Origin of the sequence: Acinetobacter sp. PC34 (assembly GCF_051789135.1) — a bacterium.
GTDB lineage: Bacteria > Pseudomonadota > Gammaproteobacteria > Pseudomonadales > Moraxellaceae > Acinetobacter > Acinetobacter johnsonii.
This window is the reverse complement of record NZ_CP196664.1, coordinates 2,301,823-2,318,147: the sequence shown is the minus strand read 5'-3', so window position 1 is coordinate 2,318,147 and position 16,325 is coordinate 2,301,823. Positions and strand designations below refer to the sequence as shown.

Sequence of the window (16,325 nt, the reverse complement as noted above, 5' to 3'; positions counted from 1 at the left end):
TTAGTCTGACTCCACAGGTGCAGAAGGTGGTGTAGCTGAACGGCTTGTATTTGCCGTTGTTGAAGCGGGTGCTGTATTGGAAGTACTGGTTGGCGTAGCTGTACTTGTCCCAGTTGTGGTCGCTGGTGGAGTGCTACCACTTGGTAATTCACCCGGTTTAATCCCCGCTGTCATCAAGCCGCCACTAATTTGATGGTTTTGTGGACGAATTGGATTTTTATGACGTGTGAGCAGCCAGTAGTCTAAGATCGGACGAGCCAGCTGTGCCGCAGAACCACCATGACGACCATTTTCCCAAACCACTGCAATCGCAATTTCAGGGTTTTCCGCAGGTGCAAAGCCTACGAATAAACCGTGATCTAACTGACGTTCAGTCAATAGGGCTTCATTATAGCGTTTACCTTGAGCAATACTTTTGACCTGTGCAGTACCGGTTTTACCTGCAATTTTATACATTGGCGTGCGAATGCCACGTCCAGTCCCTGTTTCAATGACATCGACCATGGCATCACGCATTTGTATCCAGTCTTGATCGGTGCCATTGAACTGGATTCTGCCATCAGGTGCATTTAAGTCTTTATGTGGTTTTGCGCCTTTACTGGTTTGTAAAACATGCGGAATCACATGTGAACCATGGTTGGCGGTAATGGCTGTTGCCATGGCCAATTGCAGCGGTGTTGCTGTAAAAGCACCTTGTCCAATACTTACTGAAATGGTTTCCCCTTTGAGCCACTTGGCATCTCGGGTACGCATTTTCCATTCGGGGTTTGGGTAAAGGCCTGTACTTTCACTTGGTAAATCCACACCAGTTTTTTCACCAAAGCCAAACTGGCGCATCCATGTGTTCATTTTTTCAATGCCCATACGGAACGACAGAATGTAGAAGAAGGTATCGCAAGAGACCACTTGCGATTTATGCAAGTTGACTACGCCGTGTCCTGACTTTTTCCAGTCGCGGAATTTATGCGAATCGCCCGGAAGTGTGAAATAGCCATGATCGGAAATGGCCGTGCCCCAATCAATTAAGCCATAATGAATACCACCTAAACCAAACATCGGTTTAATGGTCGAGCCAGGTGGGTAAGCGCCTTGCACAGCACGGTTATATAAGGGTTGATCGAGGTTATCGCGTAAACCACTATAGTCGGTATGACTAATGCCGGTGACAAACAGGTTAGGGTTAAAACTTGGACTTGAGACCAAGGCAAGAATTTCACCTGTACGTGGATCCATCGCCACAATTGCACCACGACGACCTGCAAGCTGCTCTGAGGCAACCGTCTGCAAGCCATAATCGAGTGAAAGATATAAGTCATTACCACGAACGGGTTCTTTGCGACCTAAATGACGTAGCACGTTACCATGCGCATCGGCTTCGACCGACTCATTTCCTGGTACACCATGCAGCAAATCTTCATAAGAGTTTTCTACCCCAATTTTACCAATCAGGTTAGTGCCCGCATACAAATCTTTATTGATGCTTTTTAATTCTTTATCGTTAATTCGACCGACATAACCAATCACATGGGCAAATAGCTCACCATGTGGATAGTAGCGCGTCATCTGGGTTTCGATATTAACCCCAGGGAATTGATATTTAACTTCGCTAAAGCGAGCAATATCGTTTTCATTGAGATTAAGTTTAATGGAAACGCGTTCAGTTTTACGTGAGGCTTTAATACGACTGTTAAAGCGCTCAATATCATCAGGGGTGAGTTCTAAGATTGGCGTTAAACGTTCAATCGTGGCATCAATATCCGTCACATCCGCTCGACTCATCGTCGCGGTAAAGACTGGATAGTTGTCCGCCAACAGCACACCATTGCGGTCATAAATATAACCACGGGCAGGGGCTAAAGGTTGTAGGCGAATGCGGTTTTGATCGGATGCAGTTGAAAACTCGTCAAATTGAACCAGCTGCAAATAGGCATAGCGAGTGACTAAAATCAGCAAGAAGAAAACCACAATACCCATGGAGATAAAGGTACGATTGCGAAAAATGCGCTTTTCTTGTTGGACATTTTTTAAAGGAAAGTGCTGTTTCATACCAAATCGACTTAAACACATGGATAAAGAGGAAAATACCTGCGCGCTATTCTAACGCATGTCACACTGTTTTGATATTTGTAATCGCGGCTTCTGCTTTTCATTTTTGCCTAAATTTTGACTTTATAGACATCAAAAATATAAATTGCTGTATATAAGTGTTTTATAAATTCTGCTACAGTCAAAATCCTGTAAAAAGGGACCAATTACTAAAATAACATTACGGATAATGGTGACAATAATGACAAGAATTTATCCAGTGTTGGCACTTGTTGCCTGTGCAAACGTAGCCTACGCTCAAGATAATTCCTTTTTGCCAGATGCAAAAATTCCTGCTGGCAGTGCTCAAACGTGGAATGTAGGGGCTGGTGTAACGCAGAAATTACTGCACACCAATCTGGAATGGGTGAATCCTTATGGCATTGCATACGCAAAAGCTGGGGTATTTATCAATGATGATTACCCTGTAGGTGGTCAGTTGGGTTTTAGATTTCCAGTTCATTTTACTGGTAAAGATAAAAATGGCTATTATCTCGGTGTTTATGCGGGGCATATTGACAGTAAGAAAGTGGATGGCGAGTACGAATCTCGCCTTGGTGGTGGTGTAGATCTTGCTTATGTGTTACTGAGTCCTGAACGAATCAGCACTTTCAGTGTAGGGATTGGTGCAGGGGAAAAACTCGAAGCCAAATCGGGCTATGTGGTTGCAGAAACTGAACCGAGACTACAATTTTCCTATACTCTAAGTTTCGGTTTGTAGACACAATATCTTTTTTAAAACGCTATATAATTCAGTTAATAAAATTAAATATGGAAGTTATGCATGCTTGAGTACGTCAATCAGTTGTGGCAAACCTTTTTGAATCGACCCGATTTTTGGGCTGTACTCAGCATTATTCCTGTGACTGCTTTTGTGACTTGGGCGCACGTTTGGATGGCCCTGAAAATGGTCTTTTACCCGATTACATTTTGGGGCTTTCATATTGGGCCTTTGCCTGTGGGTTGGCAGGGCATTGTGCCCAGAAAAGCGGGGCGTATTTCAGGCATCATTACGGATAACACCTTATCTAAGCTTGGTTCTTTGCGTGAATTTTTAGATGCAATGGATCCTGAGGATATGGCGCGAATCATTGGTGAGCAAGTTGGTTTTGAACTTGAGCACCTGATTGATGAAGTCATGATTGACCGTAATGCTGTACTTTGGGAAAACTTACCTTATTCGATTAAGCGTCGAATTTATGCGCAGGCACACAAACAGCTTCCGGCTGTGCTCAGAGAATTAGTGACCGAACTGACCATGAACGTCGAGTCACTTGTGGATATGCGCGATATGGTGGTCAGCCAAATGGAAGGTGACCGCAGACTAATGGTGCGTATGTTCTTGAAAGTGGGTCAGAAAGAAATCAACTTTATTTGGCATATTAGTGCCCTCATTGGGATGTTCTTTGGTATCTTCCAAATGATTGTTTGGTTTGTGGTGCCATGGCATTGGACCGTACCATTTTGGGCGGCAGTATGGGGCTTCTTAACCAACTGGATTGCGATTTGGATGGTGTTTAATCCAATTGAGCCACACTATGTTCGATATCTGCAACTGACTGAATTAACAAAAGATCGTAAGTTTCCATGGATTAAGCCTGTGATTCCGCGCATTGGGACTTATAATGTGCAAGGCGCTTTCATGAAGCGTCAAGAAGAAGTGTCTGATGTGTTTGCAAGTGTAGTCACAGAAGACCTGATTACGTTAAAATCCATCATGACTGAAATGATGTATGGCAATAAAAAAGACAAGACCCGTCGTATTGTCAAACGTCATATTAATGAAATTATGGAAACACCATTGGTGAGAACATCTTTGCAGCTGTCTTTGGGGCCACGTGAATACGCAAAACTCAAGACGGACTTGATTGATCGTTCAATTGAAATTACGATGGTGCCTGTATGCGACCCAGCGTTCAATGCGAGCCGTGCACAGAAAATCTATCAAATGTTTAGAGACCGTATTCGGGAGCTAACGCCGAAAGAATTTCAAAACTTATTACGTCCTGCATTTCAGGAAGACGAATGGATTTTGATTTTATTGGGTGGGGTAACGGGCTTCATTGCGGGTACAATACATTTGTTTGTAGCTTTCTTATAATTAGATGCTAAAAATATGTCGAATTTGTCGGCATGTATAAAGCGTCAAATATATTGTTTAAATGAGGATGTTTTTTTATGCGCATTATCTTACTCGGACCACCTGGAGCAGGTAAAGGTACACAAGCTCAGTTGATCTGTAAGCGCTACAATGTCCCACAAATTTCAACCGGTGATATGCTCCGTGCTGCAATTCGTGAAGGAACTGAACTCGGTCTACAAGCTAAAAGCGTGATGGACAATGGTGGTCTTGTATCTGATGAACTGATCATTGGTTTAGTGAAAGAACGTATTGCACAACCTGACTGTGTAAATGGCTGTATCTTTGATGGTTTCCCTCGTACCATTCCTCAAGCCGAAGCGCTTGAAAATGAAGGCATCAACATTGATCACGTGATTGAAATTGATGTACCTGACGAAGAAATCGTACAACGTCTTTCTGGTCGCCGTCAGCACCCTGCATCGGGCCGTGTTTATCACATCGTTTACAACCCACCTAAAGTGGAAGGTAAGGACGACGAAACTGGTGAAGAGCTGGTACAGCGTCCAGATGACCAAGAAGCAACGATTCGTAAGCGTTTAGGTTCATACCACACTGAAACTGAACAGTTGGTTGGTTTCTACCAAGGTCGCGCAGCGTCTGGTGAAAATGCACCAACCTATGACAAGCTGAATGGCTTACGTCCAATTGACGAAGTACAAGCAGATTTGTTCGCGATTCTTGATCAAGACAAATAATTGCATGTTTTAAACATGGCAATGTTTTGACATTGAAAGAGCTCTAAGTCATATTAGGGCTCTTTTTCTTGATCCTCTAAAAATGGAGTCGCGTGTGGCACAAGTTGGAATCATTGTTTTAATTATTGTTGCCGTGGCGGTATTGGTGGGTTTGTTTTGCATTAGCGTAAAAATGCTACGCGATGTCAGTAAACAAGAAAAACTGTCGAAGAAGCAACCAGAACGTCAGTTGCATCCGAAGTTGCAGCAAGACTTAAAAGATAAATCAAATCAACAATAAAAAAACTGAACTTTAGTGTTCAGCTTCAATCGTCGTTGTGGCAATACGTGCTGCACCAAATTCAAAACGATCTGGCCAGTTACACACATCTGAAACGATGCATTCATGACATTTCGGTTTGCGTGCGATACAGCAGTATCGACCATGTAAAATGAGCCAATGGTGTGAGTCCACAATAAATTCTTTCGGAATGACTTTCACTAAACGGTGCTCGACTTCAAGCACATTTTTGCCGACCGCTAATCCCGTACGATTGCCTAAACGAAAAATATGCGTATCGACCGCCATGGTCGGTTGCCCAAAAGCAGTATTCAACACTACATTGGCTGTTTTTCGCCCTACACCGGGTAAAGCTTCTAAATCGGCACGGTTGTTTGGCACGATGCTGTTATGTTTTTCAATCAGCATTTTACAGGCTTTAATTACATTTTCGGCCTTCGCATTATATAAACCTATGGTTTTAATATAGGTTTTTAAACCATCGACCCCTAAGGCGTAAATAGTTTCAGGTGTATTGGCAACAGGAAAGAGTTTGTCTGTAGCTTTGTTGACACTCACATCTGTCGCCTGAGCAGACAAGGTCACAGCCACCAACAGCTCAAAAGGACTCGAATAATTTAATTCAGTTTTGGGATTTGGACGTTGCGCACGTAAACGTTCAAAAAAGATTTGGATTTGCTTTTTGGTCATGTTTTTTACAGGTTTTCCGCTTGTTGTGAGCATGTTTTAAGCTTCCTGTAACTGATGAAGGTGTTGGGTTAAGTCATCTAACAACAAACGTTTTTTCGTATCTTCACGAACGCTGAGCTGCTTTTCTAATTTTTTAATTTGTACGCGTAATTTCGCCAGCTCAATGGTGGATTTTGCATCGAGTTTTGCTGCCATTTCTGGTTCTTTTTCAATGATCTGAATATCGGGTATAGTATCGTTCTGTGCTGAAAACTGGGCAAATAAAGCCGTATCAATTTCTGCACGAACCACTGGGCATTTACGGTGTAGACGCTGTTTTTCTTCACGTTGAATATGTGCGTAATAGCGTTGTCTTAAATCATCTTGCTCAGCTTTACGCAAGATTTCCGTCGGTATGCCGTCTACATCTGGAATAAGGTCAATACAGTCGACAGGACAAGGTGGGATACACAATTCACAGCCTGTACACAGGTCAGTCAAAATACTGTGCATAAGTTTACCTGAGCCAATAATGGCATCTACAGGACAGGCACTAATACATTTGGTACAACCAATGCATTCATCTTCACGAATAACTGCTTTCATTCTCTGTGGGCGGCCATCGGCTTGAATAGGCCAAATACTTTCTTCTGCAATTAATGCTGGCCTGTTTAGCAACTGAGCCAATGCATCGGCTACAGGCTGCCCGCCGGGTACACATTTATTGGCTGCTTCACCTTCGCTGATGGCTTGGGCATAAGGCAGACATCCATCACGATGTCCGCAGAGTCCACATTGGGTTTGGGGAAGGAGGGCATCGATATTTTGGATCAGGGAAATGTGCGAATTCATGCGTAAACCAATCCTGCAACTGAATTTGCAGAGATATTAGGAGAAATAGGTAGATCACTGAATTTTACCATGTTTTTTTTGAATAATCCTGTGTTCTAAAACGGTTCATTAACTGCATCATTTTTGAGCAAAAAAAGATTTTAAACCTGTGTTTTCATTGGTGTTTTTTTATAACCAGTTTTGAGGTATGTTTTATATAAATAATTGTTATATAAATGATAAATATGTTTTTTTATAGAAATGTGTTGTGAATTGTTGGTAAAAGATATTTAATTGTTTGCGCCAAAATTTAACATTGTTTATAAAATTTGACCAATTTTGATCCATTTTCTGCTGAGGATTAAGCGTTGAAATATAACAGCCTTAATGAGTTTTTAGATTACGTGAAAACACGTGATGAACATCAACCCGAATTTCTACAAGCGGTAGAGGAAGTCATGACCAGCCTTTGGCCGTTCATTGAAAAAAATCCTCGTTATGCAGACCACGGTTTGCTGGAGCGTTTGGTTGAGCCAGAGCGTGCGATTCAATTCCGCGTTTCATGGGTGGATGATCAAGGTCAAACGCATGTAAATCGTGCTTTCCGTGTTCAATACAACTCGGCTATTGGTCCATTTAAAGGTGGTATGCGTTTTCATCCATCGGTGAACTTGTCTATTCTTAAGTTCTTGGGTTTTGAACAGACCTTTAAAAATGCCCTCACTACACTGCCAATGGGCGGTGGTAAAGGTGGTTCAGACTTTGATCCTAAGGGTAAGTCTGAAGGCGAAATTATGCGTTTCTGCCAAGCGCTAATGATTGAGCTATACCGTCACCTAGGTTCAAATACGGATATCCCTGCGGGTGATATTGGTGTGGGTGGCCGTGAAGTGGGTTATATGGCTGGCATGATGAAGAAGTTAAGTAATGACACTTCATCTGTGTTTACGGGTAAAGGTTTGACCTTTGGTGGTTCTTTGGCGCGTCCTGAAGCAACGGGCTACGGCACAGTGTATTTTGCTGAAGAAATGCTGAAAACACGTGGCGACTGCTTCCAAGGCAAAACAGTCACGATTTCTGGTTCTGGTAACGTAGCACAGTACGCTGCTGAAAAAGCAATGTATCTGGGTGCAAAAGTCGTTTCATTGTCTGACTCTGCGGGTACGGTATATGTAAAAGCAGGTTTTACCGATGCTTTACTTGCTGAAGTGATGGAATTGAAAAATGTGAAGCGCGGTCGTATTTCTGAGTTTGCATCTAAGCATGGCTTTGAATACTTAGAAGGTCAGCGTCCATGGTCTATTCCATGTGATATTGCACTGCCATGTGCAACTCAAAATGAGTTAGATCAGGCAGATGCTGAAGTACTTCTTGCAAATGGTGTGATTTGTGTCGCTGAAGGGGCAAACATGCCTTCTACCTTAGATGCAGTCGAAAAATTCGTTGAAGCGAAAATTTTATACGCACCAGGTAAAGCATCGAACGCGGGTGGTGTTGCGACTTCTGGCTTAGAAATGTCACAAAATGCTTTGCGTTTGGGTTGGACTTTTGAAGAAGTCGATGAGCGCTTACATGCGATCATGAAAGAAATTCACCGTAACTGTGTGAAATACGGTACACAAGCAGATGGTACTGTGAACTATGTCAATGGTGCGAACATTGCAGGCTTTGTAAAAGTTGCAGATGCAATGCTAGCTCAAGGCGTATTCTAAGTTTTGTACACTTAGAAAATCCCAATAAAAAACCGAGGCGATAGCCTCGGTTTTTTTCTAGGTCATTGAACGATTACAATGAACCTTTGACCGCTTCACGTTCAATAATCATGTCTTGAACATAAGCATATTTTGATTGGTCAGCCGCAGGGTTGGCAATTTCAAAACGTTTAACACGTACGATTTGACGCTCTTTCGGATTGTGGGTGAAACCATCGATATGGTTATAGAATAACGTCCAGTCTTTATCGACCTGCGTTTTTAGGCCATTTTCAGCATATTTAATTTCACGAACTTGTAGGCATTCCATACGGGCAACACCTGCAGAACATGTTTTGGTTTCTGGTGAAATTTCTAAGAAAACAGTTTCACCTTGGCTTTGATATTTCGATTCAGCAGTTTGCTTACCTGTGAATACAATTTTTTCACCTTTTGCCGATACCACGGTCAGTGTTGGCGCATCAGGATCATTTAGGTTTAAAACAAACGGTGCTTTACGGTTGTCAAATAAATCTGCTGCCATGCCTTCCTGAGCCATGGCTTTTGGTTCACATGCCATTTGAGTCGCCATCAGGTTACCCGTCACGATTTGATTACTCTCAACTTTCCAGCTAGTCCCCATACCGTTACAACTGGTTGCAATGCCTAAGCGACCAGCTTGTTTGTCAAAGTTTAAAACCAAAGGTTTAGGCGTACCTGCGGTGTTCGCGCTCCAATGGTAGTTTGCGAGTGTTTGATCTGCATTTTGTTGTTGTAGTACAGACACAGCCAAATCTCCTACTTTTTGAATATCAGATGATTGGCAAGCAGCCAGTGCGAGTGGGAAAAGGGCAATCGCTAAATATTTTAATTTCATGGGTTACAAGTTCTTGATTTAAAATAACAAGATACATGATATCCGATGTTGTTTTTAAAAGAATGGATACATTCAGTTCTTTTGGGTTTCAAAATATATCCATAAATATTTTTTTGTTAATATATAAGTAAAATTTATACATTAATCAAAACGGTAAATGTCCATGCCCAGTGCACCCATGGTAAAGCTACTATGCACAATATTAAAACGATGTCCTGTACCCATCGCAAAAAATATTGGGGCAAAGTGTTCTAACGTTGGGTGGTTACGACGGACAAAAGGAATCGATTCCCAGTCTAAAATGGCGTCAAAGTCCTGATGGCTAAGTTTCGCGACCACATGATTACGAAATGTCGATGCCCACTCAGGTACCGCTTGTGACTGACCATGCCAAGACAACTCGGCTAAGTTATGGGTAATACTCCCTGAGCCAATGAGCAAGACCTGCTGCTCGCGTAGTGGCGCAAGGGTTTGACCAATTTTATAAATCTCTTCTGCCGACAGATTCATCGGGAGTGAAATTTCCACCACAGGGATGTCTGCATCTGGATACATATGGAGTAAAGGCATCCAAACGCCATGATCACGCGGACGAGTACTGTTTGCATGAGCTGAAAAACCCGCTTCTGCCAATAAATGTAGAATTTCTTCGGCTAGAACAGGTTGACCGGGTGCTGGGTAGCGAATGTCATAAAGCTCAGCAGGAAAGCCTCGAAAGTCATGCCATGTCTCAGGACGGGCTCCAGTACTTACTTCAAGTGAGTTACTTTCCCAGTGAGCGGACATAATCACAATTGCTTGTGGTGTCGGTAAGTTTAGACCCAAACGATGTAACGCAGGCCCAACTTGCTCTGGATTCAACGCAAGCATGGGAGAGCCATGAGAAATGAATAAGCCGGGTAGCGTTTGTAAGTTCATTGTGAAAGCCTAATAAGGGAAGATGAAAAGGATTTTGTCAGATTCTTATCATCTGTGTAATGGGGGAAATATCAACGTATTGTTCCAAAAAAAGAACAATACTTGAGCTTAACCTGCACGATGATAAGGGTGATTATGGTTAATACTCATAGCACGATAAAGCTGTTCAATCAGCATCACGCGAACCATCGGGTGTGGTAAAGTCAGTTTGGATAAAGACCAATGCCAAGCAGCTGCTTTACGTACTGCTTCAGAGTGACCGTCAGGCCCACCAATTGCCAGTACAATATCATTGCCCTCAAGCATCCACCCTTTCATGGTTTCTGCCAGTTTTTCGGTGCTAAACTCACGACCACCGACTTCCAAAGCAATCAGTACTTCGTTACCTTTCATTGCATTTAAAATGCTATCACCTTCAATTTGACGGTATTTTAAAATATCTGCTTCTGAATCATTTTTACCGCGCTTTGCCATTGGCAGTTCAATAATCTGCGTTTGCACAAAAGGTTGAATACGTTTGAAATAATCTTCAAAACCAGTCAGTACCCATGCAGGCATTTTTTGACCAATGGTCAGAATACGGATTTTCATAATGGGGCATGTATAAGGAGACGATTCATTATAACGGTGAAAGCAATGCTTTGCAGTGAGACGAAACAAAATGCAATTGAATTCACTGAACTAATGTTGCTTAATTCAACAGATGAAAGGAATAAGAAATACTTGGAATAATAACAATGTGGCTCAAAACTTTAAAAAAACAGGCTTTTTTGTTGATTGTTGTACTGGGTACTTTCACAGGGCAGGTATTTGCAAGCAACGCCAAAATGGCTGATGAACAAAACCTACAAGTCTATTTGGAGCAAGTGATTGGTCAGGGCAAAGCACGTAACTATAAAAACCTTGATGAACTGAACCGTGTCTCTGCATGGATCAAAGAACAAATGCGCTTATTGGGCGTTCCGTGTCACTATCAAAACTTTACGGCCAATCAGCAAATTTACCGAAATGTAGTGTGTAGTTTAAACGTCGGACGGGCAGACCGCGTGATTGTTGGGGCGCATTATGACGTCTTTGGCGATCAAGATGGTGCAGATGACAATGCCTCTGGTGTTGCAGGCGTTATTGAAACGGCGCGTATTTTGGCAGAGCAGAAGTTTAAACTGCCTAACAATGTGGACTTTGTGTTCTATAGTTTAGAAGAACCACCGTTTTCTAAAACTGAACAAATGGGCAGTTATGTGCATGCGAAATCGGTTCAGGCACAAAAAGATAAGATTAAAGGTGTGTATATTTTAGAAATGATCGGCTTCTTTAGCGAACAACCCATCCAAAGCTATCCTGTGGGCTTAAAGTGGATTTATCCAAGCCATGGTAATTTTATTGCGACAGTGAGTAATGTCAGTTCACGTGATTTAGGCGCAGGCTATTGTGCAGCGATGCAGCAACTTGATCAGTTAGAATGTCAGCGTTTGGTTGCTCCGAGCTTTGCCAATGCTTTTGATTTTTCAGATCATTTGAATTATTGGGAGTTTGATATTCCCGCAGTCATGATTACCGATACCGCATTTTATCGAAATGGTCACTACCATACCAAAGCAGACCGCTTAGCAACGTTGAATTTGACCAAAATGGCGAATGTGATCGATGGGTTGGTACAGCATTTATTGAAACCTTAATGTATTTTGAGCAATAAAAAACGCAGTTCCCAAGTAGCGAGAACTGCGATAAAAGGTCATCCGTCTGGAGAATCAGATGACCATGCAATTTCAAATTATCAATAAAAAGAAACATACAGCGCGTATCTGTTCTTATTATTTATATCGGGCTTTTTATCGATTTTTCAAGTCTGATGGATGATAGAGGAAAAGGTTTTATACAAAAATTCAAACCAACTAAGCGAAAATGGGTAGATTCATTTCACGTCATGGAATGTAGGCCAATCATATTTCCTTCGCTATCAAAGGCCAGCACAATAAAACCATATTCACCAATGGCCGTTTTTGCTTCATGAATTTTTCCACCAGACTCAACAAGTCGGCTCGCTTCATTCGCACAATCGTCACATGAAAAATAGATTAAGGTACTGTTTCCTCCTGCGGATAGGCCTGGCATTTTCACCAGTGCACCTGAAGCACCATAGGCTTGCATGTCTGAGGGGAAAGCCCACATTTGCAGTGAATTATCATCTGCTGGTGGGGTTAATTCAGTTAATTGAATATTAAAAACAGATTCATAAAATTGTTTGGCACGAGATAAGTCATCCACATAAATTTCAAACCAGCCAATCGGGTTTTTCATTTTAGTTGTCCTACATGTATCCCTTGATCAAATTATTGTAGGAAATAAAAGCATAAAGATGTGTGGTGTTATCTACAGTAAATTGTAATAAAAAAGAGAGCCGAAGCTCTCTTTTTTACGATGCCGAATTAGTGGCGTGCAGCTTTTTTGCCTTCATCGACCGCTTTCACTATTGGTGCTTTGACCAAAGGCTCAGGCATAGAGGTCAACGCCAGTGGTAAAATCTCATCAATCGATTTCACCGCTTTAATCTCTAAACCTTCTTTGACATTGTCAGGGATTTCAGATAAATCACGGACGTTGTCTTGAGGAATGAAGACCAGCTTAATTCCACCACGGTGTGCAGCCAGTAGTTTCTCTTTCAAGCCACCAATGCGCATTGCACGACCACCAAGACTGGTTTCACCTGTCATGGCAATATCTGGACGAATTGGGATGCCTGTGAAAGCAGAAACCAATGCAGTTGTTAACGCTAAACCTGCAGATGGACCATCTTTCGGTGTTGCACCTTCTGGTAAGTGCACGTGAACATCGGTTTCTTCAAAGCGGGTCGATTCGATACCCAATTCATCTGCACGGGTACGCACGACAGTCATAGCTGCGGTAATGGACTCTTTCATTACATCGCCGAGTGAACCCGTGGTAATGAATTTACCTTTACCTTTGACCGCTGCAACTTCAATGGTCAACAACTCACCACCGACCGAAGTCCATGCTAAACCATTGACACGACCCACTTGGGCTTCGTCTTCCGCCATACCAAAGTCAAACTTATGTGGACCTAAGTAGTCTGGAAGGTTAGCCGAAGTCACGTCGACTTGTAGGTTTTTCGCCTTCTTGCTGACCGCTTCTTTTACCACTTTACGGGCAATTTTAGAGACTTCACGCTCTAAACTACGCACACCGGCTTCACGTGTATAACGTTGTACGATGTCACGAATCGCTTCTTCATGAACAGTCAATTCTTTCGCACGTAGGCCATTGTTCTTCATTGCTTTCGGAACAAGGTAACGCTCAGCAATATTCACTTTTTCATCTTCGGTATACCCCGGTAGACGAATCACTTCCATACGGTCAAGCAAGGCTTCTGGAATATTCATGCTGTTCGCAGTACAAATGAACATCACTTCAGACAAGTCCAGATCAAGATCTAAATAGTGATCGTTAAACTTGCTGTTCTGTGATGGATCGAGTACTTCAAGCAACGCAGAAGCAGGGTCGCCACGGTAGTCTTGTGCCATCTTGTCGATTTCGTCGAGCAAGAACAATGGGTTCTTCACGCCGACCTTCGTTAAAGACTGCACAATTTTACCCGGCATCGCACCGATATAAGTACGACGGTGCCCACGGATTTCCGCTTCGTCACGTACGCCACCGAGTGCCATACGCACAAACTCACGACCTGTCGCTTTCGCAACAGATTCACCCAGTGAAGTTTTACCTACACCTGGAGGGCCAACCAAACAAAGGATTGGGCCTTTGAGTTTTTTCACGCGAGATTGAACCGCTAAATATTCCACAATACGATCTTTTACGTCATCTAAGCCGTAATGATCGGTATCTAAAATTTCTTGCGCTTTGCTTAAGTTAATGCTGACTTTGCTGGCTTTATTCCAAGGCGTATCTAAAATGGCCTCGATATAATTGCGCACCACAGCCGCTTCACTAGACGCAGGTTGCATCGCTTTAAGCTTACGGAATTCGCTTTCAGCTTTTTTGCGCACGTGTTCAGGCAAATCAGCTTCGGCAAGACGTTTTTCAATTTCAGCAACGTCATCTTCCGCGCCGCCATTCATGTCAGAAAGCTCACGCTGAATCACCTTCATCTTTTCATTGAGGAAGTATTCGCGTTGATTTTTCTCCATTTGACGCTTCACTGAGTCATGTAAAGTTTGCTCAATCTGTTGTTCTTCAGATTGCTGCAATAAATACGTCATCAGTTCTTGTAGATGGGCTTCAAACTCATCGTGTTCGAGGAATTTTTGCTTCACATCAATATTCAGTGGAACACGGGTCGCTACGAAGAATAACAACTGCAGTAAATCGTCAATTTTGTTCGCAGCAGCAATCAGTTCACGTGCATTACGCAGCTTTGCTTCAGCATATTGAGCAAATAGGGCACGTAATTCTTGGACACGTGTTTCTTGCGTGGTTTCGTCAATGTGGACTGACATTGGGCTAAGCGCATGTTCTGCGGTTAGATAATCATTTTCATCAATGATTTTTTCTAGCTTTGAACGATGCAAGCCTTCAATTAATACTTTTATACAGTTTTCATCATTTTCATGATTCACAACTTGCACAATCTTCGCGACAGTACCGTATTGATATAAGTTGTCGTGATCAATTTCTTCTGAAAGAGAATCTTTCTGAGCAACTACAAATACTAGATTGTCACTGTTACGAGCCACATCAACTGCATTGATCGATTTTTCACGACCTACAAATAGCGCAATTTGCATGTGCGGATACACCACCACATCACGTAACGCTAAAAGTGGTAATACACTTGGAACCTGAGGCTCTAAGGTTTCTTGATTCATAATAATTTCAGACATGGGCACTCCTAATGAGTGACAACGGTGTTGCCATGTTTTTTATAGTGATGGGTATTTTAAAAAATACAAGGGCAGGTCAAAATAAATTGTATAAAAAATGACTAAACATGTGATTTTTAAGTATTCTCAACAGTCAAAAATGTCAATTTTAGCGCTTGAAGCGTAAATGCTGTTGAGGGGTCAGCAGCCCATCCAAAGGTTGATCCCATGTTTCTCGAATTAAGCGCTGTGGCACCAACTGGAAGTGATGGGCCAAACCCAAACGAAACGGACGGTGATAGGGCGCAGAAGCCAAGGTTTTGTCATAAAAACCACCACCCATGCCAATGCGTGTGCCATAAGGATCACACGCCAATAAGGGCATGAGTAATAGGTCTAAATGTGAAACGTGCTGACCACGTGTTGCCATAGGCTCTTGCATACCCAACGGATGGTGAGAAAAGCGTTTATTTTGAAATTGATGACGTGAAACTTTGACCCACACTAAGCGCTGATTCATATTGCAAATCATCGGTAAATACACTGCTTTTTTTTGATGAAAACAATATTCAATGATTTTATGGGTTTGAATTTCCCCAAAAGCATGTAGATAGATCCCGACACGGGTGGCATGTTTAAATTCGGGCACACGTCTTAAACGTTGTAAAATTTGAAGTTCGGACTGCTGCTGTTGATAGGCGGAAACTTGTCTGCGTTGTTTGCGAAGCTGTTTTCTGAGTTGGGCAAGTTCAATCGACATGGTGAACGCAGTCCTGAGAATCGAAAAGGTGTGTGTGAAAATGATCGTCAAATTTCAAAGATGGTATCTGTTTATGGTGCAATCGTTGAACCTTTTTTTAGCTCTTGCAAAATTGGGCAGCAACTGTCGGTGGTGGTTTTACATTCATCCACCCAGCTTGAAAGGCGTTGTTTCAAAGCATTCAGCTCTTGAATCCGTTGATCAATTTTTTCCAGTCGTTGCTGAATCACATCACGGACTTTTTCACGGTCATCCAGTTGCAAATGTAGTAGATCTTGAATTTCACTGAGCTGTAAGCCCGCATCTTTACCTTTTTGTATAAAGCTTAAGGTTTCAATATCTTGCTGACTATAGTAGCGATAGTTTTGTGTGGTTTCAGGAATACGCATCAGACCGATCCGTTGATAATAACGAATGGTTTCCACATTCACTTGACAGTGTTTTGCCAGCTTGCCGATAGTGAGCATAAAATAATCTCCAAAAGGCTTGACTCAGTACCTAGGTACAGACTTTATGCTAACACAATCAAAAAATAAAA

At 42.3% G+C, this 16,325-nt stretch carries 16 protein-coding genes; 6 read left to right on the top strand and 10 right to left on the bottom strand.

Annotated elements, in window-relative coordinates; translation table 11 throughout:
• Entirely contained in the window at positions 1-2,046 is a 2,046-nt protein-coding gene (gene mrdA, locus ACSC9N_RS11280; protein ID WP_010326295.1) for a penicillin-binding protein 2, read from the bottom strand.
• A 241-nt stretch (positions 2,047-2,287) separates the two neighbouring features.
• On the opposite strand from mrdA, the gene ACSC9N_RS11275 reads away from it, so the two are divergent.
• The 4 genes from ACSC9N_RS11275 to ACSC9N_RS11260 all read left to right on the top strand — a co-directional run bounded on the left by ACSC9N_RS11275 (position 2,288) and on the right by ACSC9N_RS11260 (position 5,203).
• Positions 2,288-2,806 carry a hypothetical protein gene (locus tag ACSC9N_RS11275; RefSeq protein WP_004980918.1) on the top strand — a complete coding sequence of 173 codons (519 nt, stop codon included), beginning with the start codon at positions 2,288-2,290 and terminating at the stop codon, positions 2,804-2,806.
• Between the two features lie 63 nt (positions 2,807-2,869).
• The gene (locus ACSC9N_RS11270) at positions 2,870-4,186 is read left to right on the top strand and encodes a hypothetical protein (protein ID WP_004694304.1); all 1,317 of its coding nucleotides are present in this window, start codon (positions 2,870-2,872) and stop codon (positions 4,184-4,186) included.
• A 77-nt stretch (positions 4,187-4,263) separates the two neighbouring features.
• Positions 4,264-4,923: an adenylate kinase gene (gene adk / locus ACSC9N_RS11265; protein WP_004980915.1), complete on the top strand. Its 660-nt coding sequence runs from the start codon at positions 4,264-4,266 to the stop codon at positions 4,921-4,923.
• A gap of 94 nt (positions 4,924-5,017) precedes the next feature.
• On the top strand, positions 5,018-5,203 hold the full coding sequence (locus ACSC9N_RS11260; protein ID WP_371746420.1) for a hypothetical protein: 186 nt from the start codon (positions 5,018-5,020) through the stop codon (positions 5,201-5,203).
• A 12-nt stretch (positions 5,204-5,215) separates the two neighbouring features.
• Here the strand turns inward: ACSC9N_RS11260 and nth are convergent, their stop codons facing one another.
• Together nth and ACSC9N_RS11250 are read right to left on the bottom strand one after the other, a co-directional pair.
• Positions 5,216-5,926: an endonuclease III gene (nth, locus tag ACSC9N_RS11255; protein ID WP_010326297.1), complete on the bottom strand. Its 711-nt coding sequence runs from the start codon at positions 5,924-5,926 to the stop codon at positions 5,216-5,218.
• A 3-nt stretch (positions 5,927-5,929) separates the two neighbouring features.
• Complete coding sequence (locus ACSC9N_RS11250) at positions 5,930-6,724, bottom strand: RnfABCDGE type electron transport complex subunit B (RefSeq protein ID WP_010326298.1); 795 nt, start codon at positions 6,722-6,724, stop codon at positions 5,930-5,932.
• Between the two features lie 347 nt (positions 6,725-7,071).
• Here ACSC9N_RS11250 and gdhA point away from each other — a divergent pair, with 347 nt between their 5' ends.
• A complete protein-coding gene (gene gdhA, locus ACSC9N_RS11245) occupies positions 7,072-8,415 on the top strand; it encodes an NADP-specific glutamate dehydrogenase (protein ID WP_004980905.1) in 1,344 nt (447 codons plus the stop codon).
• A 73-nt stretch (positions 8,416-8,488) separates the two neighbouring features.
• On the opposite strand, the gene ACSC9N_RS11240 is transcribed toward gdhA, so the two are convergent.
• From ACSC9N_RS11240 to rlmH, 3 genes are all read right to left on the bottom strand, one after another.
• Positions 8,489-9,271 carry a DUF4377 domain-containing protein gene (locus tag ACSC9N_RS11240; RefSeq protein ID WP_010326299.1) on the bottom strand — a complete coding sequence of 261 codons (783 nt, stop codon included), beginning with the start codon at positions 9,269-9,271 and terminating at the stop codon, positions 8,489-8,491.
• A 141-nt stretch (positions 9,272-9,412) separates the two neighbouring features.
• Positions 9,413-10,189: a dioxygenase family protein gene (locus tag ACSC9N_RS11235; RefSeq protein ID WP_010326300.1), complete on the bottom strand. Its 777-nt coding sequence runs from the start codon at positions 10,187-10,189 to the stop codon at positions 9,413-9,415.
• 108 nt (positions 10,190-10,297) lie between these two features.
• Positions 10,298-10,780, bottom strand: coding sequence for a 23S rRNA (pseudouridine(1915)-N(3))-methyltransferase RlmH (gene rlmH / locus ACSC9N_RS11230; RefSeq protein WP_004980899.1), 483 nt, complete (start codon positions 10,778-10,780; stop codon positions 10,298-10,300).
• Between the two features lie 146 nt (positions 10,781-10,926).
• Between rlmH and ACSC9N_RS11225 the strand changes: the two genes are divergently transcribed.
• A complete protein-coding gene (locus ACSC9N_RS11225; RefSeq protein WP_058952086.1) occupies positions 10,927-11,868 on the top strand; it encodes a M20/M25/M40 family metallo-hydrolase in 942 nt (313 codons plus the stop codon).
• 241 nt (positions 11,869-12,109) lie between these two features.
• Here ACSC9N_RS11225 and ACSC9N_RS11220 read toward each other — a convergent pair whose 3' ends face one another.
• The 4 genes from ACSC9N_RS11220 to ACSC9N_RS11205 form a co-directional block, all read right to left on the bottom strand.
• Entirely contained in the window at positions 12,110-12,490 is a 381-nt protein-coding gene (locus ACSC9N_RS11220) for a VOC family protein (RefSeq protein WP_004980894.1), read from the bottom strand.
• A gap of 128 nt (positions 12,491-12,618) precedes the next feature.
• On the bottom strand, positions 12,619-15,048 hold the full coding sequence (lon, locus tag ACSC9N_RS11215) for an endopeptidase La (RefSeq protein ID WP_010326303.1): 2,430 nt from the start codon (positions 15,046-15,048) through the stop codon (positions 12,619-12,621).
• A gap of 148 nt (positions 15,049-15,196) precedes the next feature.
• Complete coding sequence (locus ACSC9N_RS11210) at positions 15,197-15,787, bottom strand: 5-formyltetrahydrofolate cyclo-ligase (protein WP_010326304.1); 591 nt, start codon at positions 15,785-15,787, stop codon at positions 15,197-15,199.
• Positions 15,788-15,858: 71 nt separating this feature from the next.
• Positions 15,859-16,254, bottom strand: a complete 396-nt coding sequence (locus ACSC9N_RS11205) for a MerR family transcriptional regulator (RefSeq protein ID WP_010326305.1) — start codon at positions 16,252-16,254, stop codon at positions 15,859-15,861.
• Between the last annotated feature and the right edge of the window lie 71 nt (positions 16,255-16,325).